At 42.3% G+C, this 22,640-nt stretch carries 24 protein-coding genes; 6 read left to right on the top strand and 18 right to left on the bottom strand.

The annotated features are described in order from the left end of the window. Positions 1–2: 2 nt before the first annotated feature. From carA to M1E93_RS02900, 14 genes are all read right to left on the bottom strand, one after another. On the bottom strand, positions 3–1,166 hold the full coding sequence (carA, locus tag M1E93_RS02965) for a glutamine-hydrolyzing carbamoyl-phosphate synthase small subunit (protein ID WP_426207087.1): 1,164 nt from the start codon (positions 1,164–1,166) through the stop codon (positions 3–5). 446 nt (positions 1,167–1,612) lie between these two features. After that, positions 1,613–2,434: a 4-hydroxy-tetrahydrodipicolinate reductase gene (gene dapB, locus M1E93_RS02960; RefSeq protein ID WP_014656799.1), complete on the bottom strand. Its 822-nt coding sequence runs from the start codon at positions 2,432–2,434 to the stop codon at positions 1,613–1,615. Between the two features lie 246 nt (positions 2,435–2,680). Further along, on the bottom strand, positions 2,681–4,183 hold the full coding sequence (locus M1E93_RS02955) for a helix-hairpin-helix domain-containing protein (RefSeq protein WP_426207086.1): 1,503 nt from the start codon (positions 4,181–4,183) through the stop codon (positions 2,681–2,683). 30 nt (positions 4,184–4,213) lie between these two features. After that, a complete protein-coding gene (locus M1E93_RS02950) occupies positions 4,214–5,752 on the bottom strand; it encodes a PP2C family serine/threonine-protein phosphatase (RefSeq protein ID WP_004926841.1) in 1,539 nt (512 codons plus the stop codon). Beyond that, a complete protein-coding gene (locus M1E93_RS02945; protein WP_426207085.1) occupies positions 5,752–6,792 on the bottom strand; it encodes a TerY-C metal binding domain-containing protein in 1,041 nt (346 codons plus the stop codon). Before M1E93_RS02945 ends, M1E93_RS02950 begins: the two co-directional genes overlap by 1 nt. Positions 6,793–6,898: 106 nt before the next feature. Continuing rightward, positions 6,899–7,537, bottom strand: a complete 639-nt coding sequence (locus M1E93_RS02940) for a vWA domain-containing protein (protein ID WP_004926837.1) — start codon at positions 7,535–7,537, stop codon at positions 6,899–6,901. Then, entirely contained in the window at positions 7,538–8,176 is a 639-nt protein-coding gene (locus M1E93_RS02935) for a TerD family protein (RefSeq protein WP_004926835.1), read from the bottom strand. Between the two features lie 13 nt (positions 8,177–8,189). Continuing rightward, positions 8,190–8,828: a vWA domain-containing protein gene (locus M1E93_RS02930; RefSeq protein ID WP_426207084.1), complete on the bottom strand. Its 639-nt coding sequence runs from the start codon at positions 8,826–8,828 to the stop codon at positions 8,190–8,192. Between the two features lie 306 nt (positions 8,829–9,134). After that, on the bottom strand, positions 9,135–9,608 hold the full coding sequence (locus M1E93_RS02925; RefSeq protein ID WP_004926830.1) for a hypothetical protein: 474 nt from the start codon (positions 9,606–9,608) through the stop codon (positions 9,135–9,137). A 257-nt stretch (positions 9,609–9,865) separates the two neighbouring features. Continuing rightward, positions 9,866–10,816: an HpcH/HpaI aldolase/citrate lyase family protein gene (locus tag M1E93_RS02920; RefSeq protein ID WP_426207083.1), complete on the bottom strand. Its 951-nt coding sequence runs from the start codon at positions 10,814–10,816 to the stop codon at positions 9,866–9,868. Then, positions 10,816–11,895: a cysteine protease StiP family protein gene (locus M1E93_RS02915; protein WP_014656807.1), complete on the bottom strand. Its 1,080-nt coding sequence runs from the start codon at positions 11,893–11,895 to the stop codon at positions 10,816–10,818. The genes M1E93_RS02920 and M1E93_RS02915 overlap by 1 nt, the downstream gene beginning before the upstream one ends. Continuing rightward, entirely contained in the window at positions 11,888–12,670 is a 783-nt protein-coding gene (locus tag M1E93_RS02910; protein WP_426207082.1) for a hypothetical protein, read from the bottom strand. The genes M1E93_RS02915 and M1E93_RS02910 overlap by 8 nt, the downstream gene beginning before the upstream one ends. Then, positions 12,663–13,808 carry a phosphoribosyltransferase domain-containing protein gene (locus M1E93_RS02905; RefSeq protein ID WP_426207081.1) on the bottom strand — a complete coding sequence of 382 codons (1,146 nt, stop codon included), beginning with the start codon at positions 13,806–13,808 and terminating at the stop codon, positions 12,663–12,665. The genes M1E93_RS02910 and M1E93_RS02905 overlap by 8 nt, the downstream gene beginning before the upstream one ends. A 2-nt stretch (positions 13,809–13,810) precedes the next feature. Next, positions 13,811–14,878 carry an ATP-grasp domain-containing protein gene (locus M1E93_RS02900; RefSeq protein ID WP_004926814.1) on the bottom strand — a complete coding sequence of 356 codons (1,068 nt, stop codon included), beginning with the start codon at positions 14,876–14,878 and terminating at the stop codon, positions 13,811–13,813. Positions 14,879–15,198: 320 nt separating this feature from the next. Here M1E93_RS02900 and M1E93_RS02895 point away from each other — a divergent pair, with 320 nt between their 5' ends. The 6 genes from M1E93_RS02895 (at position 15,199) to M1E93_RS02870 (ending at position 19,804) form a co-directional block, all read left to right on the top strand. Then, a complete protein-coding gene (locus tag M1E93_RS02895) occupies positions 15,199–15,792 on the top strand; it encodes a TerD family protein (RefSeq protein ID WP_004926810.1) in 594 nt (197 codons plus the stop codon). Next, entirely contained in the window at positions 15,789–16,973 is a 1,185-nt protein-coding gene (locus M1E93_RS02890) for a TerD family protein (RefSeq protein ID WP_088498964.1), read from the top strand. The genes M1E93_RS02895 and M1E93_RS02890 overlap by 4 nt, the downstream gene beginning before the upstream one ends. Before the next feature lie 25 nt (positions 16,974–16,998). Next, positions 16,999–17,454: a tellurite resistance TerB family protein gene (locus M1E93_RS02885; protein WP_004926805.1), complete on the top strand. Its 456-nt coding sequence runs from the start codon at positions 16,999–17,001 to the stop codon at positions 17,452–17,454. Positions 17,455–17,485: 31 nt separating this feature from the next. After that, positions 17,486–18,529 (top strand): TerC/Alx family metal homeostasis membrane protein, encoded by a 1,044-nt coding sequence (locus M1E93_RS02880; protein ID WP_004926804.1) that lies wholly within the window; start codon positions 17,486–17,488, stop codon positions 18,527–18,529. A gap of 48 nt (positions 18,530–18,577) precedes the next feature. After that, positions 18,578–19,156 (top strand): tellurium resistance membrane protein TerD, encoded by a 579-nt coding sequence (gene terD, locus M1E93_RS02875; protein WP_004926803.1) that lies wholly within the window; start codon positions 18,578–18,580, stop codon positions 19,154–19,156. 72 nt (positions 19,157–19,228) lie between these two features. Continuing rightward, positions 19,229–19,804 (top strand): TerD family protein, encoded by a 576-nt coding sequence (locus tag M1E93_RS02870; RefSeq protein WP_004926799.1) that lies wholly within the window; start codon positions 19,229–19,231, stop codon positions 19,802–19,804. A 110-nt stretch (positions 19,805–19,914) separates the two neighbouring features. Here the strand turns inward: M1E93_RS02870 and M1E93_RS02865 are convergent, their stop codons facing one another. From M1E93_RS02865 to lspA, 4 genes are all read right to left on the bottom strand, one after another. Then, complete coding sequence (locus tag M1E93_RS02865) at positions 19,915–20,574, bottom strand: HAD family hydrolase (RefSeq protein ID WP_004926796.1); 660 nt, start codon at positions 20,572–20,574, stop codon at positions 19,915–19,917. Positions 20,575–20,667: 93 nt separating this feature from the next. Then, positions 20,668–21,621 carry a 4-hydroxy-3-methylbut-2-enyl diphosphate reductase gene (ispH, locus tag M1E93_RS02860; protein ID WP_004926791.1) on the bottom strand — a complete coding sequence of 318 codons (954 nt, stop codon included), beginning with the start codon at positions 21,619–21,621 and terminating at the stop codon, positions 20,668–20,670. After that, positions 21,602–22,072, bottom strand: a complete 471-nt coding sequence (gene fkpB / locus M1E93_RS02855) for an FKBP-type peptidyl-prolyl cis-trans isomerase (protein WP_004926787.1) — start codon at positions 22,070–22,072, stop codon at positions 21,602–21,604. The genes ispH and fkpB overlap by 20 nt, the downstream gene beginning before the upstream one ends. A gap of 65 nt (positions 22,073–22,137) precedes the next feature. After that, complete coding sequence (gene lspA / locus M1E93_RS02850) at positions 22,138–22,638, bottom strand: signal peptidase II (RefSeq protein WP_014656811.1); 501 nt, start codon at positions 22,636–22,638, stop codon at positions 22,138–22,140. Between the last annotated feature and the right edge of the window lie 2 nt (positions 22,639–22,640).

Below are 22,640 nucleotides of genomic sequence, written 5' to 3'. Positions count from 1 at the left end.
GATTATTTTGCGTTATGACGAGGTTGGTTCTGGCGATATTCATGGATAAGTTCGATGAAGTGATCGAACAATTTCGCCGCATCGTGAGGGCCAGAACTTGCTTCAGGGTGCCCTTGGAAACTAAACGCTGGCTTATCCGTACGGTGAATACCTTGCAGAGTGCCATCAAACAATGACTTATGTGTCACACGTAATGTGTCGGGTAATGTTGACTCATCGACAGCAAAACCATGGTTTTGTGCTGTGATCATGACAACATTTTGATCTAAATCTTTAACTGGATGGTTTGCACCATGGTGACCAAACTTCATTTTCATCGTACTTGCGCCGCTTGCTAACGCCAGTAGCTGGTGCCCTAGGCAGATACCAAAAACAGGAATTTCTATTTTTAAGAAATCTTGAATTGCTTTGATAGCATAGTCACAAGGGGCAGGGTCGCCAGGCCCGTTAGAAAGGAAAATACCATCTGGATCCATCGCCAATACGGTTTCTGCTGGTGTTGTTGCAGGAACGACAGTCAAACGGCACCCACGATCCACTAGCATACGTAAAATATTACGCTTAGCCCCAAAGTCATAAGCGACTACATGTAACGGTAGCTCATCTTCACTTTTCGCACTCAGTTGACCATCAGCCAAAGTCCAAGAGCCTTGAGTCCAACTGTATGCTTCTTTCGTGCACACTTCTTTCGCCAAATCTAAGCCGTTTAGGCCAGAGAATGAGCGAGCTTTTTCCAGCGCCAACGCCGCATCTGGTGTATCACCGGCAATGATACAGCCGTTCTGAGCCCCTTTTTCTCTTAATAAACGCGTTAATTTACGTGTATCAATATCGGCGATAGCAACGACATTATGACGTTTCAGGTATTCTGATAGGCCTTCCTGACCGCGAAAGTTACTATAAACCAGTGGTAGGTCACGAATAATCAAACCTTGAGCATGAACATTTGGGGATTCTTCGTCATCAGCATTAGTGCCGACATTACCAATATGGGGATAGGTGAGAGTAACAATTTGGCGGGAATAGGAAGGGTCGGTAATTATTTCTTGATATCCGGTCATTGACGTATTGAAAACGACTTCTCCAACAGCGGCCCCTTCAGCACCAATGGCGCGCCCGTGGAATTCGGTTCCGTCTTCGAGAACCAGTATAGCTGACTTAATCAAAACACCCTCCAGGGAATAATAAATCACAATTAGTGCATATTAATTCAGATTTGAGGATCTAAATCAATGCCAAAATGCGTTTTTAAGCAAATTTTTGGCAAATTGCGCGCATTCTAATGATGAGATGAGGTCTTGTCTAGGAAAAAACGCATTTATTTCATTTTTTTGTTACTTTTTTAGTGATCAGCCCGATTTTTAGTGCGATGGCTAGCAAAACTAACACCAATAGTACCTAAGTAAACGGTTGCAAACTGAATTAAGTGAATATCTTATGGTAAAGCAGGAAGAGCATCGAAGAAAGTCTATTTTTTAAGCAAAAAGACTTAGAAAAAACAATTAAACATCAAAAAACAAAGGTAATTTATAAAACATATAACAATAGATGCAAATCACAACAAATACGCAAATAACATTATGATTTGCATCAATAATATTAAAACATAAATCTATAAATTCTCTAAATCGAGAACATCTTTCATATTATATAAGCCTGCATTTTGAGCAACTACCCATGCAGATGCTTTAATTGCCCCATTAGCAAAGGTCATTCGACTGGAAGCCTTGTGAGTTATCTCTACACGCTCACCAATATCGGCAAACATTGCAGTGTGCTCACCAACAATGTCACCCGCTCGTACAGTCGCAAAACCAATTGTGCCAGCTTCGCGCTCTCCGGTATGGCCTTCACGCGCATATACTGCACACTCTTTAAGATCTTTACCTAGTGCATGAGCAATCGACTCACCCATAGCCAGTGCCGTACCTGAAGGGGCATCGACTTTATGGCGATGGTGAGCCTCGATGATCTCAATATCCGTGTAATCTCCCATCACTTTCGCCGCTTTTTCCAGCAATTTCAGCACTAAGTTAACGCCAACACTGAAATTTGCTGCAAACACAATAGGGATCGATTTAGCGGCTTCGGCGATGGCATGTTTGCCTTGATCGTCAAAACCGGTTGTACCAATTACCATCGCCTTATGGTTAGCGCGACAAAAAGCTAAATAATTCAACGTACCTTCGGGACGCGTGAAATCAATCACGACATCAAAATCATCAACAACTTTATCCAATGTATCAACGACAGCAATACCCAGTTTGCCGACTCCCGCAAGCTCACCCGCGTCCGTTCCAACTAATGATGAACCGACGCGCTCAATTGCCGCCCCTAACCGGATACCCTCTTGATTTTGTGTTGCCTGAATAAGCTGACGCCCCATGCGCCCTCCTGCACCAACAATTGCAACACGTACCATTGAATTTGCCATTTGCTATCCTTTTTGTCCGTTTTGCGGTGAATGTGAGGCCTAATACCACTTCACTCGCCACCACAACATCGTCATGTGAAAAATCATTGTGATATAGCTTAGCGAGCCTCTTGAGACTCTGCTAGCTCTAATCTTGAATTATTAACAAAAGCGTATAATGGCTAGAAATTATCAGAAAAAGTTGTGGGAAAAATAGGAATAGCCACAGAAGGGGGTCCTCTGTGGCTAGCGTGTGAGATAAGTCAGCTAATCATTAGAAATTAATTGAACGACGACTAGTCGGCCGCCTTCTTCTGTCGATAACACAAACTGCAAGCCATCAGTCAATGCAATCTTATCGCCAATAGGTATCTGTCTTTTTTCTGGTAATACCATCAAGCCATCAATACGTTCATTCACTAGCCACCATTGGTTATTGTGGAAAATAAAATAACCAACACGTTTCTTTTGCTCATCCGTTGTTCGCTCATTAGGCGCAATAAGTCGATTAACATGCCAAGCATAAAGTGATTGCCCACTCCATACCATCAACCGGTGGTCATCTGGTCGATAATTTCCCACTTTACGTGAAGAGTATAGGTTTAAGATCGGTAATTTACCTGAGTATGCAGTGCCACAATAAGGGCAAACAGGGTGCATTTTCCCAGAAAAAACATACCATTGCTGCTCACAATCATGGTTTTGACACGGTTGAATGAGATCGACAGTTTTTACTAGTGCCGTTTCCCACTCATCCGCAGTAGGCCTGAGAGAGGGTTCGTGCAGACCAGTAATAAAGGCTTTTTCAAATAACGGCGTTAAATAAGGCCCCATCACGGTATAAGGGATTTTTTCAGGATCAGCCCAAGGCAAAGATGAAGGTTTAACCTGATTCAATTTAACGGCATTACTTCTATCGGTAGGGTGTTCAATAAAAAGCGCTTTTTCCCCCATTAATAAGCTTTCATCATTCATCTCATCATCCATATCATGAATTTTACCGCCACGCAGTGGATGTCGATAAAATAAATACATATAGATCAGAACTGATAACGCATGCCTATCTGTAGTAATACTCGGTAAAATACGATTTGGGTCGGATTTGGCTAAATGAGCCGTTTTGACCACTTCCGGTGCAATAAAATCTGGCGTACCGACCACATCGGGGGGATATTTTCCAGGAACCACTAACCCATCAATATCAATCACGCACGCATGCCCCTGTTCAGGGTCGATTAGCACGTTTTTATAGCTTAGATCACTGTGACACAGACCCGCAGCGTGCATTCGGCGAACGGCTCTTGCCAACAAAAGACACACTTTCAAGTAATTCAGCATATTGCCGCGTTCACGCGGATCTAAGAATTTATTTTGATTATTTGCGCTGGCAAACCACTTTCCTTCTTTTTCACGGCCTTTAATCGCTAGGAAGTCATTATTCTTAGAGCCATATTTAAAGAAAAAATGGGATTGATAAGTTGGAACAACAATACCAACCTTACCTTCATGCTTCACAATATCGGTTGGCCAACAAAACAAACCTTTCCAGTATTCACCACCAATTTGCTCAAAAATATTTTTTCTGTATTGCCCTGTGATCATATCAATACGTTCAAGCGCTTGCGCATTTTGGGGCGTTTTATAAAATGCGACGACATAGGATCTGTCTGGCGAAAAATAGACATCCTTCATTGAGCCTGAACCAATAATTTCGTCAACGTATTGAACGGTTTTCCCATCCTGAGTTGTACAGGTAATAATATTTGCCATAAAAACCACCAAATTTATATTTCAGAACGGTTACCAAGCAACAATGATGGTGCGATCATCATGATTACCTGCTGAGAAAAAATTTAACCATTCGGCAAGCTTTTTATCAGCCTCTACTGGGCTTTCTAAACAAGGCGTTATTTGCTCAAGAAGATCATCCCATCGCTGTGGATCTTTCAGGCCGTTATCGGTTTCAAAAATAGGATCAGAAACCCCATCAGTCATCAGGATCAGGTGAGTGATTTCAGGCCATTTACCAATCCCGATCCGCCGATTAAAGTCGTTATCATTGATTTCACTCTCATCGAGGAAACGGGTTTGCCCTGCGTACTCCCCACTGTCGGGTACACCAAGAAGACGTACTTTACCTGCTGGACCATAAACAGCAATTGCCCCATCCCCCATCCAAAACGAAGCCGCGAATAACTCATCGCCAACACGCATTGAAGCCGTCGCCAGTAGCGTCGTTGAGAATGATTTAATCGGTTGATCAACGTGAATAGCTTCATTTTTAATATTATTGATCGTCAATTGTGCTGCGTTATGGAACAACTTAGCAAAGTAGGCACCGATATATTTGGTTGATTCCGCATCCCATGACGTCAGCGCTCCCATAAATTGTGCTCTTTCTTCATCGCTAGCACTCGATAACCGCCCGTTAAGGTACTCACCGAATGTATTGACCGCAATACGTGAGCCTTCACGTGAGTTTTTTGCACTGCCTGCGCCATCAGCAACAATCATTAAGCTCCAACCACTTTTATCATCATGGTGAATATAAAAATCATCATCACGAAATGATCCAGCGTGTTCATGAGAGCGACCACGGCGGCTTGCTGCTGCAATACGCAATGGGCCTTCCGAAATAATTTGATGGTCAATATGCTTTTTAGGGTAAGGGCTATCTGCTGGTGGCTCATTAATTTGCCATAGACTACGAGGATCAGGATTGATAATAAAAATCCCCTCTGTGGTACAAGGCTCTCGGCCTTCACTTGACCAAACTACCGACATCTTAATGTTGCCACTTTGTGTTGGTACGCCTGATAACATTGATGTTTCAGCATCAAAGGTAACGCCAATCTCATCTGAAAAATCGACACGCTCAACGGTTGCCGTTTCACCATTACTCAATAACACTTGGACTTGAGAATTAAAGGCAAGCCCAACTCGCCCATTTGCGATCACAATGCTCGCAGTAGGAGGCAGAGAAACGGGTTCTTTCGTGATATTCGCATTGCCTGCTGCGGGGATCTGCCCCGGTTTAAGCACGGGCTCTTTTTCCAAAGATACAGGCTCGGTGACCTGCTGTGACTGGCTTTGCAAATAAGGCAATAATAGAGTCAGTTGTGAATCACTGAATTGGCACTCATTTAACCTATCAGCGAACTGTGCCTGCTCTTTAATATCTGCACATTTTTCTTGGATTTGCTCAAGAATGTTAAAAATGGCTTCAGCTATCTGTTTATCTTCATAAATTGCCACCAAAGCGCTTTCAGAAATAGGCATATTACGATTTCTAATTGCGTGCTCTAGCAGCAATTTAATCAATAGTGCATTTTGATCCATTACCCTTTTCCTCTAGTCACATCAAAATCAGACTGGTCATCACTATTGTTAAAAGAGATCCCCCTTTCACACCAAGGACAGATGACAGATTCAGGGCCATTGACACAGAGTAATTTGCCACAGGCACAGACGGCGAAAGCGGTCGCATTACCACAATATGGGCAACCTGGCGTACCATTTAGCTCGCTAGTGTTCACTTGTGACATATTCGCGCTATCATCGCTCCACGCAAAATAACTTTCATCAATGGTGTAACACCCTGTAAGGTTAAAGTGACTGAGGTTCAATTTGAAGTTCAGGTTAGGTAGATGTGTTGGTGGACGTTCATATTTCATCAAATAAGGCCGTTTAGAACGGTTACAACGCCCGACAAAAGTGACGCAAGTATCATCATAACTTGCCGCAATTTCATCTTTAGCTAACCGCACCACTTGCTCTGTCTTATGCAATAGTGGTGGTGCTTCATCGCCCACACTGCGACTTTGGGAAACAACGGATGCCGTAATCCATTTGATAAATTTAGTAAAATCCCCTTCCTGAGCTTCCGTGAACAATAAAACGTTCTCCGTTAATTGCGATAATACGTTTAAGTCAGCAGAGGCGCCTAAGCCAATCGCAATTAAATTGACTTTAGAGGCATATTTTTCTTTCCAACGCTGAATTTCCGGTGCCACATTATCGGTAGGTCGCCCATCTGTCAGTAAATAGACCACAGGCTTCCAATCCCCTTTTCTTTCATAAGTGGTTTTTTGGACTTGAGTATCTATTTGATAGGATAATTCTTTCAGGGCGTTACCAAGACTGGTTCCACCCCCTATGGGCAATTGAGGTGGATAGAAGGAAACAACTTCCGTTAACGGCACAATTGTTTTAGCAATACCCGCAAAAGCGATAATGGAAATCCAAGCTGTTTCTAATGCATGAGGGTCTTTTCTGAGATCGTTGACGATCATCTGTAGACCATCATTCATTTTTTTTAGGTTTTCTCCCACCATGGATTCAGAACAGTCAAGCACGAAGAAAATAGGCAGTCTTCTCATCACTAAACCTTATTACAAGTAAATTCCTTTCAAGCTGTCCTGTTGTTCATCAAACAGTGGATAGCCCAATAAAAGCAAAGTTTCATAATGAAACTTTGCTTTATTCCTATAATACAAGTTGTATTTCAGGAGGTGGAGGAGGCAAGGTATCCTGATTACTATTAATACCTGCGCTGGAACTCCCTGAAGAGACACTCGCTGAAACCCATTTAAAGAAACCGGAAAAGGCATTCGAGTCGAGTGTTTCAAGTGCAACGACTTGAGAGGTTAGCTGTTTCAGGTGGTCATGTTTTGCTTTTGGCCCCACGGCACAAGCAATAATGGAACCAAAAGAACGCTTTTTGATTTCTTTAATGGCTTCGGTATAAGCATAGCTGTCTGACGGAGTACCATCTGTCATTAAAAAAACTAAAGGTCGCCAATCCCCTTTTTGCGTATCGTCAGTACGTCTAATATCCCTATCAACACATTGAATTAAGCATTCCAATGCAGCGCCAGTGAAGGTCCCTCCAGAGCTAGGCACGACAATATCGGTAAATTGAAAGTTTTCTAATGCGGTAAGAGGAATAAATTCACGTGCTTCATTATCATAGGTGATGATCGCGATATGAACACTCTCTAATGCGTAAGGATCTTGCCTTAGTGCATTAAGCATAGCTTGGATCCCAACGTTTACGGCATGTATTGATTCACCTCGCATTGAGCCAGATGTATCAATCAAAAGATAAACGGGTAACCTTCTCATTTAGCAATAATCCTTCAAATAAGAGACGAATGAATCTGAGTCTGAAGGTTGACCTATCGCATTCAATTTCCAGCCAGAGTCTTCTCTGACCAACTCAGCAAAAAGCATAGAGCGCTGGTGATTAAATTCTGCACCACCAGATAAATCGAAACGCGCCATTTCAACATTTTTCGCATCGACTGCACGAATAAACGCATTTTGTACTTTGCCAAAATGTTGTTGTAACTGCTTACCGTTATAAATCTGCACAATGAAGACAATTTTGGCATATTTGTCATCGAGGGTGTTCAGTTTTACGATAATCTGTTCATCGTCACCATCACCAGCGCCTGTACGGTTGTCACCCGTCAACCAAATTTGCCCTGATTTATGTCTTAGGCTATTAAAGAAAATAATGTCGCCATCAACAAGAGATGCTTGACCGCCTTCCATTCTGCCTAAATCTGCAACCTTACCATTAGCGTCACATAAAAAAGCAATGACATCTAAGTCGTACTCTTCTTGTTTACCGAAAAGACTTCCTAGAAAACCTTTTTTTTCTTCTTTAATATCCCAACCCAGCCCAATGGTGACAGAGGAAAGATCATATTCACTTTTCTTTAAACTGACGCCTTGGCCTTTCTTTAAGCTAACTGACATAAATTAATCCTTTTTAAAGTACCACATTAACTTCTGGTGGCGGTGGTGGTAAGTCATTGAGATCAGCAATATCTTTTTTACTCAAATCCACTTTCTGACTACCTACGGAGATACTTGCAGATACCCACTTAAAGAAAGACTTAATCGTCGTTGAATCCGCGGTATCTAACTGAAGAACAACCTCGGTGATCTCTTTTAACACTTTTGTTTGTGCTGATTGCCCCGCTGCACAAGCAATGACGAGCCCCGTTCTTGCTGCTTTAAATTTGTTTAATCCGGCCTTCCAATCATCAGTTGGTGCCCCATCCGTCATAATAAATACCAACGGACGCCAATCACCTTTTGACTCTACAGTTGTTCTTTGCACTTCATTTTCGATACAGTGAGCCACAACGGAGAGAGCGTCTCCCAATGCTGTCGTGCCACTCGCTTGTAAATCAGGTAAGGAAAAATTGATAAGGTCGGTTAATTGAACAATTTGTTGTGCCGTTGAGTTGAAGGTAATAATGGATACATGGGCTGTTTCGAGTGCATAAGGATCTTGTCTTAGTGTCGATAACAGCGTTTGCACACCATTTTTCACCGCTTCAATCGGCTCTCCGTGCATAGAACCAGAGGTATCAAGTAAAAGATAAACGGGCAATCGGCGCATGAATGAGTCCTATTCAAAATTATGTTTTTTATTTATACAATATCTTAATGCATCTCAACATGAATTCAATCAATATTGCACTTAGTACTCGTAGCAAGGCAATCAGAACAATCCCGTTAATAGTTGAAAATTAAGTAAAAAAATAGCCGACTAAAATTAGTCGGCTATTATTCGGATTAATCATAATTCAGTAAATCTCAATGAATGCTAATGATACGCCTCGACTATATTTCTCGCCCACATTAGGGAAAAGCATCATTAACAATGCGATAACTTAAAGCATAACGAATAGATACACTTAATAAGTTAGCTTTTTTTATTTTCTGCGGAGATTTTTTGAATAAGCTGCTCAATAAAATTATCAACCAGTAATTCAACGGCATCACTACGAGTTGATTTATTTAAACGTGATAGTCGGTCAATCTTTCTTAACGTAAGCATTTTTAATGACAATGAAACTGACTTCTTTTTGTCTTTATCTAATCTTACCCGACTAGTAATTTCTTGATGCATTCTTTCTTCATTAGCCACTAATGCTTCGCGCATGCGACGGATCGTTTTATTATCCAATTGCCCTCTTTCGGTCATTTGATAAGCACGATTCGATTTACTGTATTTTATCTCTGCGCCATAAGCTTCACGCAGCTCTTTCAATACGCGTGTCAACGTTGGCTCTGAGCATTCTAGCGAAGAGATTATTTTTGTCGTAGCAACTGGCTTCCCCGGACTTAAAAGCGCGGCTAATGTATAAACTCTGATTTGGCGAGTACTGAGTTGCATGATTGTTGTCACTTACTTGAATAAAATCGAAAATTAAGGATACAAAATAGATTTGATACTTATATATGATAATATCTTTAAATATTAATAACATATATTATATCAAAAGAAAACTCACCTATTGGCGATAACATGCGAAAATCCATGTATGATAACCATTTTCAACCCAACTAACGATTTTACTTAAAATAATGTCGATAACACAAGCCATACTTCCTATACTATCGAATTATTTAAAACGTCAATCATCAACTTCATCATTGTGTTGCATTTAAACGCGGTGAACCTATATTGCCTTGCTCTTGTGCGATACCGTAGATTTTTGAACGAGCTAAAATACCGATTGCCCAACGCCGATGAGTCGCAGGCTCGCACATAGCGCCCTGAGATTTAAACACCGCTTGGGTTGAGTTCAAAATACGTAAAGCGTCCGAATGTTCTGACTGAGAGACCATCAGTGCTTGTTCTATTTTACTGATCTGCTTAGGATGGATCGCCGTTTTCCCCACTAAGCCATTAGCAATATCAAGCATCAACTCTTTTTCCATGATTTGATGGTCGTCGATATGCTCGCAAACTGGAGCCGTTAAAAAGAAATTACGGGAGCCAAAAACCGCAACGAGCATTTTGATCACATACCCCATCGGTCCATCATATAACGTAAAATGGCGATTACGTCGCAATGAAATCACATTCATTAAATCATTTCCACCAATTCGTAGCGCAATAATTCGCTCATGACAAGGGTGTACTAGTAAATGATTTGCAAGTTCAGTCATTTGTATTACATCAAAGACTTCTTCTGTTTCCAGTGTCGGCATCATGCACAAATGTGTATTTTCGATGATATTCCACCAGACCGGGAGTGATTCTTGGGTAAATTTTGGCAGTACAAAACCGTCAATTGCACTGAGATCAAGATGTTGCACTATCCATTCACCCATTTCCGTCTCTCTTGGGCGAATAAACACTAACGGCCACGCCTGATTACCCGTTTGTTTTTTAACTTCAGATAATTCAAGTAGTAAAGCTTGCAGGTTATTTAGCGCCAGAGGAATATCCGATTCACTCACCGAATCTTCTAAACAGATGATTAATGAACGTAGTCCTGCTATTTTGTGATTCAAAATAACATCAGCAATATCAGTACGTGTTGCTGGCATATAAAGCGTAGCACCTAGTTTCCAAGGTGAGAGTCTCTGCTCCATTACTTTACCTTCTTAATAATCGTTACTGCACGATATTGGCCGATGTCATTGCCAACCTCAGTGATAGTAATATTTTTCTGTTGTGCTAAATAAACCAACAAAGCGACATCAGGATCACTCATTTTGCGCACTAAAACATGATCGGGAACACGACGTAATACCGCACGAGTTGCCTCTGCAATCCCTGGTTTGATACGGTTAATATTGGTAATACTGTATTGCTCTGCCAACGTGTTGATTACCTGCTCGCTACGCTGTTTGAGCGATGCGCATAATGGGGAGTTTGGAGACGGTGTGGCAATTGAAGCCATCTCTAAAGCATCTCGTTGTTTGGCAACGGTATCGACAAGCAGGCGGCTGCACTCAAATTGGCTTAAATGATCACATTTAACACAGCCATGAAAGCCTGATTCAGTCCATATTGAGCGTGAAATTAACCCTGAAACAGGTGCTCCCATGATACCAAATGGGATCAACCAATCATCATGGCTCGCAGACAACCATGCACACCCACAAGGATCTGCTAGTACGACGAGTCTAGGCTGCGCAGGATAGCCCTCACGCCCCGTTAATGAGCGCACTAATTCACCGGTTATGGCCCCTTTTCCCGTCCAGCCATCAACAAACACAATACCTTCGGTGCCATGACGCCGCTCAATCCACTCTAATGCCGTGGTATCGATTCCTCTATCGCGAATAATACTGATACCATAGTGATAAGATTCTTTCCCCATCGCACGTAGTGTTTGTTGCAACATAACACCTAACGGCACACCTGCCCTCACAAGACTCGTCAGCACAATTGGGGTCTTATCGAACTGCTGAATTAACGCTTTGGCTAGCATCACAACCTCGCTAGCTAAACGTGCCGCGCCTGAATCAAGGGCTTTCGCAAATAAATCAAGGTGCCACGGAGTCGGTTCAGGCTCTTGGCTTAGCATATCTGAATAGTGCTTTGCCCCTGACTGTATAAGTTGCTCTTTTAGCTCAACAGGTGTCATTTCGATGGTGACGGGCTGCAACAAAAAATGGACATCATCAGGCAAATAGCTACCAGAAAAAGGTTCAAAATCACGCATCGTCTAATCCCTCAAAAATCTTTGTATTAATTTGAGCAGCAAACTGACTCTGTTTTGGCATTCCAAACCAACTACACAGCTTCATAAAACGATGATCGCTTAAGCTATCACCTAAACCAATCACAGGAAAAACGCCTCGTTCACTTCTCAATTTATTAAGTAAATAAGTCACCGCATGCCCTTTTTCTATCGACTCAGGCAACCAAGCAATATTGTTACTGTTACGATGAATATAGAAACCTTTGGTTGAAAATAGCTGCTCAATTTCATCGCCAATGGCATACAGCTCATCTAATTTAGTGCTATCGCGGTGCTTCATAACCAAATAAATGGGCGTATTATCATATTCATAATTAATTCGTGCCCAAGCATCGATATTGCGTTCAGCCATTAACGCGGTGATCTTTTGCTGCATCTGGATCAGTTGTTCAGTGTAATCTTGCAGGCTCGCTAATATTTGTGTTCGCCACTGCCTATCTTCTTCACCCTGTGGATTTAAGATCACCGCCCCGTGTGTCGTAATGGCCCAAGAACGAAAGGGGATGGTGACACGGCGGATCTCTTCCGTTCCACGCGCGGTAACAGGGATCAAATCAGCATTTTCAATCATCCAATCCACTAGCATGGCTTGCTCTTGGGTCATAAAGCTACGTGGCTCTAGGTCTCTGTCTAAGGCGCCAACCTGAAAAGGCATTAAGTCTAGCTCATCAACCATTTTCCGCCGGGTCTGAAACAAAGTGTCATCTAAATCGGTAAAAATCACCGGCCTACTCATAACTTAATACCTCAACTATTGGGGCCACTTTATTCAGTGCTTCAAGTAGTACGGGGTCCACACTCTCTTTGGGTGTTTCGATGCACAGTATGATGCGTGAGAAATGTTGATGGGCAACGTTATAAACAAAATTAGGGATCCCCAAGCCGTAATTATCCTTAAAGGCAATAGCAGATTGAATTGCATAATTAACAGAAATTGGTGAACGCGTTGTGGAGCTATATTTTACCTCCGCACCTTGTTGCTCTAACCTCTCTGCTAACAAAAAGGGTTCCCAAACAAATTCCCCTGAGCCAAGCACCAATATTTTTTCGTCGGAAGAGGCTTTGATATGGCGGCCCAAATCTCCAGCCGGTGCTGCTATCCCCAACCTTCCCCAACTTTGCTTACCTGTAATTGGGAAATGACCTGTTCCTGTAATATTCACATTTGGCATGATGGGGACAGGCGCATCTTTATTTTGCTGCCACTGCCATTGCCCCTGCACTAACGATAGAGTACGTATCGGTAAGGGGCTACGCTCTTGTAAAGCGTCACCACTCCAATCGGTTAAGGTGACGGCTATCACCTGTTTAATCTCAGTCAAACCGCCAGCGTCACGTAAAGCACAAAGTAAATTAATAAAGGTATTTCCCGTGGTTGCCTCATCATCAACAAGGACAACGGTTTGCGCATGCAATACACGGCGTCTTAATTCAGGGTCATGGGGTAAATAAAGCAGATGATCCGTCGCATGGCTGTGATTTTCTTTGAACTCACACAATAACTCACCCCCTTCAACAGGATGACGCGTCGACGTCAAATAGACAGAATCTTTATAATGTTTTCTCGCCTCATCAAACACGCCAGCCCCTAACCCCACGGCGGTTTCTGCCATGCCTATAAATAAAACAGGCCCTTCAAGTGTTGACGGAAATTGTTGGCATAATTGCTGATATGTTTTACGCATCAATTTTGGCTGGACAGGAATATGCCTGCCCAACACTTTACTCACAAATAGAAAGGCACGTTTCGGGTTACGTCTCTCTGCGATTTCAAAGAGTTCATCTAGCGTGTCCAAACAACAAGTGGGAATAACACTCAAAGTGCCAGTCGTCAGATTGCGGCGGTAAACTACAGGCTCAGTCGTACTCTTCATTATTAGTTTTTATCCGTACTGATTAAATTGGTTGTTATTGAACTATAACTGATTGAATTTGTGATAGGCCGTATAATCGAAGGTGTGAATTTTGCTTTTTCAGCAACGACTTCCTCTTGGCTAATTAAACCAAGCTGCCGCAAAGCAAAAATACCAGGTAGGTTGATACCACTATGTTGTGTGTAACCTATTCCACCAGAAGGACGCATATTGATTTCAAGCAAAACGGCGTTCCCCTGAGCATCATTGCGTGTTTGCACATTAACAATCCCATCGGCTTGCATCACTTGCGCGCAAGCACAGCCTAACTCATAAGCTTCCCCTGAGTTTTCTAAGTGCTGCAAAGAGCCTTCTTTACGACGAGCAACCGCAGCAATAACACGACCTTGTTCGACAACCATATCTACCGAATATTCAGGCCCCGGCAAATAAGGCATTAAGACTAAAGGTTCAAAGCCGTCTGCTTGTTCCATCGCTTGCAAATAGAGGCGAGGGTTAACTCGACGACTCTCAGGGTGAGTAAATGCCGCCATAGCAGAAACGGAATCATCAAAACGCCAAAATCCCATACCATAAATCCCTTTAATAGGTTTCACACATAATGGCACATTTTTAAAAGGGTTATTCACGATAAATGCTTTTAATTCATCAATTGAGTCAATCTGAATAGAGGGGACAACGGGCAAACCGTGCTTTTCCATTGATTGTGCAAAAGCATATTTATCATCGGCTAACTGAAGTGCACTAACACTCATCGCCCCCGTTGTTAATTTAACGCCAAGAGACTCAATTTGCTGGCGGTGAGATTCAAACCATTCACTATTTCGGCCAGCTTGGATTGCCGATATTTTCTCTTTTTCAACCAGCCGAGTGATAAATGCCAATCGCTCAGCACTATCTTCTGGCTCTAATCGTGCATAGTCGGCCTGAGATAAAATTTCATTTCGGGCATGACGATGAGAAGCAAATATCGTTATGTTTTTCAGTTGTTGTTGAGCAAACTCACGAGCACCTTGAATAAGGTCTCGCTGCGAAGACAAGCCTTCCATAAACCATATTTTACTGTTCATCAATCCCTACATCCATCCGAAGCACCCAATAATAAGATCGGCAATAATGCGATTTAAACCGCAACATGTCAATCATATTGTGATTTATTACCGTTAATAGTTTAGAACTACATATATTTACATTTAGTTCGGAAAAATCTCATTAATCAATATACTAAAAATGAATTAATCATTTATATTCAACACGTTAAAATAAAAAGAAATAATATTGAAAAAAATAGCGTTGCCCAACTACTTCATCATGATATGATTAACTTTATATTTTGGATTTTAGTTATGTAAAAACCACTATTTCATCGTAACTTTGAAGGAATTTTATTATGGTTTCATTGAGCAAAAATCAAACCATCTCCCTGAGCAAGCAAGCACCTGCGTTGAATCATCTGATGTTTGGTTTGGGCTGGGATCCGGTTCAGGTTAAGAAAAAAGGATTTTTAAGTGGGCTTTTTGGTGGCGGTAATTCAATCGATTTGGACGCTAGCTGCATTTTACTTGATGCACAAGGAAAGCAAATTGATGTAGTCTCTTTCCGCAAATTAAAATCAAGCTGCAACTCTGTCATTCATTCAGGCGATAACCTTACCGGTGAAGGTGATGGCGATGATGAAACCATTTTTGTAGAACTCAATAAACTGCCAGCCAATACCGAATACCTCGCATTCACAGTCAATAGCTTCCGTGGTCAAACCTTCAATGAAGTCGAAAACGCATTTTGCCGCGTTGTTGATCACGCTACTAAAAAGGAGCTGGCAAACTATAAATTAACGGAACAAGGCTCACATACAGGGATCATTATTGCTTCTTTGCGTCGTAATAACGGTCAGTGGGATTTCACCGCTCACGGTTCGCCTTCTACAGGTCGCACTATTCAAGATATGCAATCTGACATCGTTAATGTGGTGGTACGCCCATGAATATGACTCCAGGTGCTAATGCTACCGTTCCTTCTCAAACCCTGACGATCCGTATTCAATCTGGCATGGCTGTTGATGCCTCGGCTTTCCGTTTATACGATACAGGTAAAGTTAAAAACGATGCGGATATGGTTTTTTATGGTCAAACAACGAATGATGATCAAACCATTAGCTTTCGTCCTGAAGGCAACAATAGCCTCTTTACCGTCGATTTAAATCGTTTACATCCTAGCGTGCAAAAAGTTGCATTTACAGCAACTTGTGACGGCAACCAAACCATTGCTGGCTTGCAGCGTCTTGCTATTCAAGTTGATGCTAATAATGAAGTTTTGTTAAACGGCACGGTGGAAACTAATGGACGCCAAGAAGCGGCATTAATTCTCGGTGAACTCTATCGCCGTAATGACAGTTGGAAGTTCCGCTTTATTGCTCAAGGGTTTAATGGTGGACTAAAACCTCTCGCTGAGCATTTTGGTGTTGATGTTGAAGATACACCGACACCCGCGCCGACAGCCACTCCAGCACCAGTCTCAACACCAACACCGCCCCCTGCTCCGGCTTCCGTGAATCTGAGCAAAGTGTCTCTAACTAAAGAAAAACCTTCAATTAGCCTCGTTAAAAAAGACGATTTTGGGAAGATAAGGATCAACCTTGATTGGCACCGTGGTAGTAATACTGGGTCAACAGGCTTCTTAGGTGGCTTATTTGGTGGTGGAAATAAAGGAATTGACCTTGATTTAGGTGCATTTGTTGAGCTACAGAACCGTGAAAAAGGGGTTATCCAAGCGCTTGGAAACACTTTCGGCTTCTTTAATTCTCCACCGTTCGTCGAGTTACAAGGGGATGACCGCACTGGTGATGTTTCAGGTGGCGAATGGATATATATCAATGGTCGTGAGTGGAAAAATATCAAGCAAATACTGATTTACGCCTTTATTTACGAAGGTGTACCAAGCTGGGATAAAACGGACGGTGTGGTCACTATTCATGTACCAGATCAACCACCAATTGAAACACGTTTAACCGAAGGAAATAATGGTCGCGGCATGTGCGCTATCGCGCGACTCGTGAACGAGCAAGGCGCTATCAAAGTTGAGCGTATCAACCAGTTCTTTAAAGGTCATAAAGATATGGATAACGCCTTTGGCTGGGGGTTTCGCTGGACTGCCGGTTCTAAATAATCAAAAGGAAATTAGGGGATATACCATGAGTTTTTTCAATAAAGTTAAAGATGCATTGAATACAGGCCGAGCAGAGTTAACCAAACAAGTCGGTCGTTTTAAAAACAAAAAATTTATGCAAGGCACAGTGGCTGTTTGTGCTCGTATTGCTATTGCCAGCGATGGCGTTAGCTCTGAAGAGAAGCAGAAAATGCTTGGCTTCTTAAAAGCCTCTGATGAGTTAAAAGTTTTTGATACCACTGAAGTGATTGAGTTTTTTAATAAGCTCATTACAAGCTTTGATTTCGACTCAGAAATTGGCAAGGGTGAAACAATGAAATACATCCTTGCACTAAAAGATCAACCTGAAGCCGCTCAGTTAGCTATCCGCGTTGGTATTGCGGTCGCCAAAAGTGATGGTGATTTTGACAATGATGAGAAAGCCGCGGTACGTGATATTGCAACTGCATTAGGCTTTTCACCAGCAGACTTTGGTCTGTAATTTTAATTAAGGACCCCGTTTAGGAATTATTATGGTATCCACTCATATTGGCTTTCCGACTGAAACCGTAATTGTGTTTGTGGTATTAGCAATCGGAGCTATTTTTATCGATTTATTTATGCACCGTGCTGATAAACCGATCACATTAAAAAATGCAATTTTCTGGTCCATATTCTGGGTTGCCATTGCTATGGCATTTGCTGGATTCCTATATATCCATCATGGCTCGGAAGTTGCCAGCCTATTCGTAACAGGTTATGCGTTGGAAAAAGTCCTCTCGGTCGACAACTTGTTTGTCATGATGGCGATTTTCTCTTGGTTTGCCGTACCGGATCGCTTTCGCCACCGGGTTCTATACTGGGGGATTATCGGTGCCATTATTTTCCGTGGGATCTTCGTCGCCATCGGTACAGGACTTCTCAGCTTAGGACCATACGTTGAAATCATCTTTGCCCTTGTGGTTGCTTGGACAGCGGTAATGATGTTACGTAGCGGCGATGACAGTGATGAAATTGAGGATTATTCTCAGCACTTAGCCTATCGTTTAGTCAAACGTTTCTTCCCAATTTGGCCTAAAATAACGGGGCACGCATTCTTATTAACACAAAAAGAAGTTGATGCAGAGCTAGCCAAACCTGAAAACAAAGATGTGACAATCGGCCGCGGTAAAAAAGCAGCACTTTACGCAACCCCACTTATGTTATGTGTGGCTGTCGTTGAGTTATCTGATGTGATGTTTGCTTTTGACTCTGTACCCGCTATTATCGCGGTAAGCCGTGAGCCACTGATTGTTTACAGCGCAATGATGTTTGCAATATTAGGTTTGCGTACGCTTTATTTCGTTCTGGAAGCATTGAAGCAATATCTTGTCTACTTAGAAAAAGCCGTCATCGTTCTTCTGTTCTTTATTGCCGTTAAACTTGGCTTGAATGCAACAGATCATATTTGGCATCATGGCTTTAGTATCTCTGCTAGCACAAGCTTGTTTGTGGTACTTGGGGTACTTGCATTAGGCATTATCGCAAGCGTACTTTTTCCAGAAAAAGATAAATCTGAGGATGAAAAGCATAGCTAACATTCTTTCACAACATATTTTTGCATAAATTTTCAAGGAGTTATAACAATGAGCGTTTCTCTATCTAAAGGCGGCAATGTTTCGTTAAGCAAAGCAGCACCAACGATGAAAAACGTCCTAGTTGGACTTGGCTGGGATGCTCGTTCAACAGACGGTCAGGACTTTGACTTAGATGCTTCTGCGTTTTTATTAGCCGCTAACGGAAAAGTACGTGGTGATGCAGACTTTATTTTCTATAACAACCTAGCATCTGCCGACGGCTCAGTAACTCATACCGGTGATAACCGTACTGGTGAAGGCGATGGTGACGATGAAGCGCTGAAAATCAAATTAGACCTGATCCCAGCGGACATCGATAAAATCATCTTCGTTGTCACTATTCATGATGCACAAGCTCGTCGCCAAAGTTTCGGCCAAGTTTCTGGTGCATTTATCCGTTTAGTCAATGATGACAACCAAATTGAAGTCGCTCGTTATGACCTGACTGAAGACGCGTCAACGGAAACGGCAATGCTATTCGGTGAATTATACCGTCATAGCAATGAGTGGAAATTCCGTGCCGTCGGTCAAGGCTATGCAGGTGGCCTAGCCTCTGTATGCGCTCAATACGGCATCAATGCATCTTGATATCAGTAAAATCAGTGATAAGTATTGGTAGCGAAAAAACGCTACCAATTTTCAACAGCAAAGGAGCTTTATATGGCAGTTTCCCTCGTTAAAGGTGGTAATGTATCCCTGACTAAAGAAGCACCGACAATGAATGTTGCTATGGTCGGTCTGGGATGGGATGCTCGTGTTACTGACGGCGCAGATTTTGATTTAGATGCTTCTGTATTTATGGTTGGAGAAGACGGTAAAGTTCTCTCTGATGCAAATTTTATCTTCTTCAACAACAAAGTAAGCCCATGTGGTTCTGTTGAACACCAAGGCGATAACCGTACTGGGGAAGGCGACGGTGATGACGAACAAGTCAAAATCGACCTGACTAAAGTTCCTGCTGAAGTGAAAAAACTGGTTTTCTCTGTCACGATTTATGATGCAGAAACACGTAAACAAAACTTTGGCATGGTAAGCAACAGCTTTATGCGTGTTTACAACAACGATACCAATGCTGAAATTGCACGTTTTGACCTATCTGAAGACGCGTCAACTGAAACAGCAATGATTTTTGGTGAGCTATATCGCCATGGTAACGAGTGGAAATTCAAAGCGGTAGGCCAAGGCTTCGCGGGTGGCTTGAGTGCATTAGCAGCTCAACACGGTGTCAATATCTAATTCACCTTAACTAAGATGAGCACTGCCCTCATCTATAAAGATTACTGGCAGTCATCAAGCTCTCATCTCTCTCTTGATGACTTTATTTTCCCAAGAGACTGATAATAAAATCAGTCTCTACTAACCACCTGTTTATGTTTATATCGGTAGTGCTTTTTATGGAAATGGCGCCAGTGTGCGTCTTGCGCAGCTTGCAATAATTCAAAATCCCCACGAGTATCACCCCAAGCGCGTAGGTGATATTGACCCAAGTCACCGTATACCTGCTCTAAACGTTTTACTTTCTGTTCACGGCGGCAGTTTTGGCCAACCAAATTCCCCGTTAATTTACCATTCACCACTTCAAGTTCAGTACTGATCAACTTGATGCCTAACCTTTTTGCAAACGGCTTAAGGACCAGAGATGGTGAGGCGGAACAAATCGTCACTTCAGCACCACTTTCAACTTCAGCGGCAACACCTAACACCCCTTCAGGGCGCATCAATTTCGTCCAATAAATCTTACAAAATTGTTCGGCTTTCTCTTTTAGCCACTTCTCGTCAACCCCCGTGAGAAAGGTCTTAATCAGCACTTCTTTTAATTCGTCACGCGTGAGCTTGCGCCTAGCACATTGCAAAGTAGGCAAAACCAATCTAATAATTTTGCGGGAAAAACGATATTTCCCGAACGCAAATTTTAAAAATGGGATAAAGCTGTCACGATATGTTAATGTGCCATCGAAATCAAAAACAGAAAGTACATTAACGGCATGGGCGGTATTGTTGGGCACGAATGAAAACTCCAAAAACGCTGCGTTGCCTCCAACCTGCCTCTATTAGGCAGATCAGAGGTATTCTATAATAAATAACTAGGCGCCTTGCCATTAGCTAATTTGCTTAACCTCAACACGTAACTCTTTAGGCACTTCAAACACAATATTTTCTTCGCGGCCTTGAAGCTCTACAACCTCATCGGCGCCAAACTCTTTCAGTTTATCGATCACTTGGCGAACTAAAATATCAGGCGCTGAGGCTCCCGCAGTCAAACCGATAATTTTTTTATCGACTAGCCACTCTGTTTTAATGTCTTCAGCACCATCGATGAGATAAGCTGGTTTTTTCATTCGGGAAGCCAATTCCGCCAAACGATTCGAGTTTGACGAATTTTTAGACCCCACAACCAACACAATATCTGCACGCTCAGCAAGTTCACGCGCTGCTTCTTGACGATTGGTCGTCGCATAGCAGATATCATCTTTACGCGGGCCAACAATGCTTGGGAAACGTTGAGTTAATGCATCAATAACGTCAGAGGTATCATCAACCGAGAGCGTTGTTTGGGTCATAAAGCACAAATTATTTTCGTCTTTTACTTGCAGCTTCCAGACATCTTCTGGGCTTTCAACAAGGTACATTCCACCTTCTGGGTTACTGTACTGCCCCATGGTACCTTCTACTTCTGGATGGCCTGCGTGACCAATCAAAATAGCTTCTTTGCCTTTTCGGCTAGCACGCGCCACTTCCATATGCACTTTGGTCACCAATGGACAAGTCGCATCAAATAACATCGTCAGATCACGTGAGCGCGCTTCTTGACGAATAGCTTGAGAGACGCCATGAGCAGAAAAAATCAGGATCGAGCCATCGGGAACTTCAGAGATCTCTTCAATAAAAATAGCACCGCGCTGACGCAGATCATCTACCACATAACGGTTGTGAACAACCTCATGGCGTACATAAATAGGTGCACCATAAAGCTCAAGTGCTCTTTCTACAATGCTGATCGCACGGTCTACCCCTGCACAAAAGCCACGAGGGTTAGCCATTAATATTTGCATTTTGACTCTCCAATTGCGGGTCAATCTCAAGTACTTCAATATCAAAAGTGATTTGTTGCTCTGCTAACGGATGATTAAAATCAATCGTCACAGATTCACCTTCTATTGATTTTACTACTCCAGGCATCTCACTGCCATTCATTGCAGTAAAAAGCATGATTGTGCCAATCTCAGGTATCCCTGTTTCCGTAAAATCACGCAGAGAAAAGTATTGAATTAAATCAGGATTATGTTTACCAAAGACCGTATCACCCGGTAATGAAAAACTTTTCTTTTCACCCACATTCAGCCCAACTAATTGCGCTTCTAATTCAGGTGAAAGTGAACCATCCCCTAAACTAAACAACGCAGGTTTACCCTGACTATGGGAAGAATCGGCTGTCGAACCATCTTCTAGTTTCAACGTAAAATGCAACAATACCGCGCTTTGTGGTTGTACCTGAGTAGACATAAATCGAACCTATTTCTATTATAAAAATCAGCCCGGCAGAACCGGGCTGAGGGTTATTATATCAGTTAATTTGCTTTCTTTTTGTCCTTGTCAGGCAAGAAGCCTTCTAAGATCACTAAAGCGGCACCAATACAAATCGTAACATCTGCAAGGTTAAATGTTGGGTAATGCCAATTGCCTATATAAAAATCAATATAATCAATGACAAAGCCATGTATTAAACGATCACTCAGATTGCCAATTGCTCCACTGATAATCAACGCATAAGCGATATTGCTTAGTCGTTTTTGCGCGCTTTGGCGATACATCATTACCATTAAAATGACAGATATCGTCACCGCGATGCCAGCAAAGAACCAACGTTGCCAGCCTCCCTCATCAGCAAGAAAACTAAATGCGGCACCAAAGTTTTGTGCATACATCAAGTTGAGGTAAGGCATGATTGGATGTGGCTCATACAGGTTCATCTCTTTCAAGACTAACTGTTTAATGCCTAAATCCAATGCAATCAGCACAACGGTTAACCACAACCAACGTAACCCAGTAGAACAAATAGGTCTCTTCATTA

This window comes from Providencia sp. PROV272 (assembly GCF_049901975.1).
GTDB lineage: Bacteria > Pseudomonadota > Gammaproteobacteria > Enterobacterales > Enterobacteriaceae > Providencia > Providencia stuartii.
The sequence above is the reverse complement of the archived record's forward strand: the minus strand, read 5'-3'. Positions and strand labels throughout refer to the sequence as shown.

Excerpts from the sequence above, each read along its gene's own strand:
- dapB (WP_014656799.1), bottom strand. The coding sequence starts at position 2,434 with ATGGCAAATTCAATGGTACGTGTTGCAATTGTTGGTGCAGGAGGGCGC.
- M1E93_RS02955 (WP_426207086.1), bottom strand. The coding sequence starts at position 4,183 with ATGGCAAATATTATTACCTGTACAACTCAGGATGGGAAAACCGTTCAA.
- M1E93_RS02950 (WP_004926841.1), bottom strand. The coding sequence starts at position 5,752 with ATGGATCAAAATGCACTATTGATTAAATTGCTGCTAGAGCACGCAATT.
- M1E93_RS02945 (WP_426207085.1), bottom strand. The coding sequence starts at position 6,792 with ATGAGAAGACTGCCTATTTTCTTCGTGCTTGACTGTTCTGAATCCATG.
- M1E93_RS02940 (WP_004926837.1), bottom strand. The coding sequence starts at position 7,537 with ATGAGAAGGTTACCCGTTTATCTTTTGATTGATACATCTGGCTCAATG.
- M1E93_RS02935 (WP_004926835.1), bottom strand. The coding sequence starts at position 8,176 with ATGTCAGTTAGCTTAAAGAAAGGCCAAGGCGTCAGTTTAAAGAAAAGT.
- M1E93_RS02930 (WP_426207084.1), bottom strand. The coding sequence starts at position 8,828 with ATGCGCCGATTGCCCGTTTATCTTTTACTTGATACCTCTGGTTCTATG.
- M1E93_RS02925 (WP_004926830.1), bottom strand. The coding sequence starts at position 9,608 with ATGCAACTCAGTACTCGCCAAATCAGAGTTTATACATTAGCCGCGCTT.
- M1E93_RS02920 (WP_426207083.1), bottom strand. The coding sequence starts at position 10,816 with ATGGAGCAGAGACTCTCACCTTGGAAACTAGGTGCTACGCTTTATATG.
- M1E93_RS02915 (WP_014656807.1), bottom strand. The coding sequence starts at position 11,895 with ATGCGTGATTTTGAACCTTTTTCTGGTAGCTATTTGCCTGATGATGTC.
- M1E93_RS02910 (WP_426207082.1), bottom strand. The coding sequence starts at position 12,670 with ATGAGTAGGCCGGTGATTTTTACCGATTTAGATGACACTTTGTTTCAG.
- M1E93_RS02905 (WP_426207081.1), bottom strand. The coding sequence starts at position 13,808 with ATGAAGAGTACGACTGAGCCTGTAGTTTACCGCCGCAATCTGACGACT.
- M1E93_RS02900 (WP_004926814.1), bottom strand. The coding sequence starts at position 14,878 with ATGAACAGTAAAATATGGTTTATGGAAGGCTTGTCTTCGCAGCGAGAC.
- M1E93_RS02895 (WP_004926810.1), top strand. The coding sequence starts at position 15,199 with ATGGTTTCATTGAGCAAAAATCAAACCATCTCCCTGAGCAAGCAAGCA.
- M1E93_RS02890 (WP_088498964.1), top strand. The coding sequence starts at position 15,789 with ATGAATATGACTCCAGGTGCTAATGCTACCGTTCCTTCTCAAACCCTG.
- M1E93_RS02885 (WP_004926805.1), top strand. The coding sequence starts at position 16,999 with ATGAGTTTTTTCAATAAAGTTAAAGATGCATTGAATACAGGCCGAGCA.
- M1E93_RS02880 (WP_004926804.1), top strand. The coding sequence starts at position 17,486 with ATGGTATCCACTCATATTGGCTTTCCGACTGAAACCGTAATTGTGTTT.
- terD (WP_004926803.1), top strand. The coding sequence starts at position 18,578 with ATGAGCGTTTCTCTATCTAAAGGCGGCAATGTTTCGTTAAGCAAAGCA.
- M1E93_RS02870 (WP_004926799.1), top strand. The coding sequence starts at position 19,229 with ATGGCAGTTTCCCTCGTTAAAGGTGGTAATGTATCCCTGACTAAAGAA.
- ispH (WP_004926791.1), bottom strand. The coding sequence starts at position 21,621 with ATGCAAATATTAATGGCTAACCCTCGTGGCTTTTGTGCAGGGGTAGAC.
- fkpB (WP_004926787.1), bottom strand. The coding sequence starts at position 22,072 with ATGTCTACTCAGGTACAACCACAAAGCGCGGTATTGTTGCATTTTACG.
- lspA (WP_014656811.1), bottom strand. The coding sequence starts at position 22,638 with ATGAAGAGACCTATTTGTTCTACTGGGTTACGTTGGTTGTGGTTAACC.